General features: G+C 67.9%; 2 protein-coding genes and 1 pseudogene. 1 reads left to right on the top strand and 2 read right to left on the bottom strand.

What is annotated here, in order from left to right; translation table 11 throughout:
- Positions 1-187, top strand: a pseudogene (locus tag AC5LSR_RS24105) (IS5/IS1182 family transposase); the annotation flags it as partial.
- A gap of 200 nt (positions 188-387) precedes the next feature.
- Here the strand turns inward: AC5LSR_RS24105 and AC5LSR_RS24110 are convergent.
- Both AC5LSR_RS24110 and AC5LSR_RS24115 read right to left on the bottom strand, forming a co-directional pair.
- On the bottom strand, positions 388-1,686 hold the full coding sequence (locus AC5LSR_RS24110; RefSeq protein WP_250287569.1) for a type II toxin-antitoxin system HipA family toxin: 1,299 nt from the start codon (positions 1,684-1,686) through the stop codon (positions 388-390).
- Positions 1,686-1,955 carry a helix-turn-helix domain-containing protein gene (locus AC5LSR_RS24115; protein WP_250287572.1) on the bottom strand — a complete coding sequence of 90 codons (270 nt, stop codon included), beginning with the start codon at positions 1,953-1,955 and terminating at the stop codon, positions 1,686-1,688. Before AC5LSR_RS24115 ends, AC5LSR_RS24110 begins: the two co-directional genes overlap by 1 nt.
- Positions 1,956-2,592 lie beyond the last annotated feature (637 nt).

A 2,592-nucleotide genomic window follows, 5' to 3' on the forward strand; every position in this document is an offset into this window, starting at 1 on the left:
TACTTCTGTTACGCCGCCAGGCACGGCGAGGGCATCTTCTCCCGGCTCGGTTATGAGCTGACCGGCCTGGCCCGCGCCGCCGACGGCCGCGATCCCGAGCCGACCGCCTGCATCCTGGACACCCAGAGCGTCAAGACCTCTAGCGACGCCCCCTACCAGCCAGGGCACCGACGCCGCCAAGAAGATCGCCCAGCCTCGCAGCAATGATCCATATCGCTATGATCGACAATATGGCCAAACGCATCACGGGCGGGACCACCCCCACCTGGCGAGACCCCGATGGAACATAAGCAGTAACCAAGACAAATTAAACATCCAGCGAGGGGCTGCGCCGACTCGAAAAGGTGCAAAACGTTTTCCGCGTACGCAGCCGCCCACAGGGCCACGTCAGCGTTCCGGCGGATCGTCGAGGCGTTCCACCATCTGACGGGTATGCCGGGCAATGCGGTCGATCGAGCGTGTCCGTACCCCCTCGGCCTCGGGCGTGCCGACCTCCGTGAGCGCGTCGGAGAACGCGTCCGGGAAGCGTTCAGCCATGTCCCTGGCGGTCTTGCGGTACTGCTCGGCAGGGATACCGAGGACAGCCGCCGCGCGGTCCCAGTGCCTGCCGAGCACCTGTCCGAACTTCCGCCGGCCGCCAATCCCGATGGCGACCTCGCGCAGGCCCGGGTCGCCGTCGTAGGGCAGGCTGGTGGCGAGGTCGTAGAGCGGGCCGACCTTGATCTCGTTGGGAAGCAGCAGTAGGGAGACGTTTTTCGAGTGGCCGTCGGGCGCGCCGGTGACGTAGTTGATGGCGGCGAAGTCTCCAAGTGCGGCCAAGCCGGCGGTGGCTTGGCCGCGTGAGTTCTGCTCGACGATCCGGGCGAGATCCGCGAGTCCGGGCCCGCCGTGCGCTTCGTACTTCTTCGATGGGAGCCGTCCGCTGGCGGAGCAGAAGTCCTCCTGATGGAGGCGTAGGACGCCACCGTCGTCGAGGATGACGCGGTCGTAGCGCTCGATGACGATCGCCGGCTCGCCGTCGCCATCGCCGAAACGGGTGAACTCGGTGTGGGCGACGTCGAGACCGAGCGCGCTGGCCGCGCGCATCGTGGCGTGCTCGACGAGGGACTGGTGGTGAAGGCGCCCGATACCGGGCTTGATGATGTGGGTTGTCGCCGCGGAACCGTGCGCCTCGTGCCAGCCGGTGGGCAGCTTCACGAGCGCGAACTTCGACTGCTGACCGGGCAGCGACCAGTGCTCGTCGGGCAGGCTCCAGGAGGCCGCGTCCCCGGTGCGCAGTGCGTTGAGCCGCTCCGCGATGTCCTGGTCGCTGACGGGCCGCAGTTCCTGGGCGCGGGAGAACATCTCGTCGAGCACGTCGGGCTCGCAGAACTGCACCGCACCGGGACAGTCCCAGCCCATCCGGGAGAGGATCACCAAGGTGTCATCGGGCTCGACGCCCAGCGCGGCCCCCCAGCGCTGCCGGGTCCGGGGGTCTTCAGGCAGCACACCCTCGAGGAAGGCACGGACACTCTTACCCCGGTAGGTCGTCCCGCTCAGCGGCATCCGCACGCCCAGGGGAGTGCCGGGTCTGGCCGCGAGGTAGGCCGGTTCGTAGGTGAACTCGGGCTCGGCGGCGGCGCTGCGCTGCGCGACCCGGCCGACCACGACGCCGTAGAGGACGACCAGCAGGCTGCGTGCGGCCATCAGCGCTTCGCCCGTGCGGCGAGGGCCGCGAGCACCGCGGCCTCCGCGTCGGTGACCGTGCGTTCGGCCAGGTCCAGGCTCAGGTCCAGGGCGCCGAGCACCCGGAAGAGGGGCTCGACGCTCGCCGTCGGATGGCCGGTCTCGAAGCGGGTCAGCCAGGCGCGGGAGACTCCTGCCTGGGCAGCGAGGTCTTCTTGTGACAGGCCCCGCTTCTTACGGGCCTCGCGTACCTCCGCTCCGAGCTGACGGGCGTTGGTGATGTTGGCCATAGCGGCATCCTGTCCACACTCGTAGGCGGCCCAGCTTGCCTTCGTTCGTAGACAATACAGACTGCCTACGTTCGTAGGCAATTCACGATGTCTACGAACGTGGACGGATAGCGCTGGCTGACGGTGAGCATCAGTGCTGGATCTTCACCTTGAACAACACTTGATCGTCGATCGCGGCGATCCGCTCCTGCGGCTTTCATCGGCGGCGAGAGGTCCGGGTTCCGCAGTTCGTGGGTGGCCCTCAGGCAGCGGCGGTCACCAAGGAGACCACGAACATGACGTGCTCCAAAGCAAGTCCCGGCTGGATGAACGAGCAGCACGGGCTTTCCCACGCTGTCAGGTCACGGACGGTCCCCTCCAGCCCGCCGCCTCCGGTCAGGGCAGCCGCAGGTGCCGGGCCTCGATCCGCTCCACACGGTCCTTGGTCCCTTCCGCGTGGCGGGCTGGCGGTTCCGGGCACTTCCGGGCCGCCTGGTAACCGTGATCGTCGGGCATTGTGGTCGCGTCGACCTTCCTGTTCCGCCTCGGAATATGCCTGACTCAGGCCGCGGTCGCGCCGAGGAGGGGCTGACGGCCACCACGTCCGCACCCAGGGCGATGTGCCCGTGGTCAGTGCGGCTGGTCGAGTTGGCTGATT

Source organism: Protofrankia sp. CiP1_Cm_nod4, assembly GCF_982290645.1.

Coding starts and splice junctions, on each gene's coding strand:
- AC5LSR_RS24115 (WP_250287572.1), bottom strand. CDS start 1,955: ATGGCCAACATCACCAACGCCCGTCAGCTCGGAGCGGAGGTACGCGAG.
- AC5LSR_RS24110 (WP_250287569.1), bottom strand. CDS start 1,686: ATGGCCGCACGCAGCCTGCTGGTCGTCCTCTACGGCGTCGTGGTCGGC.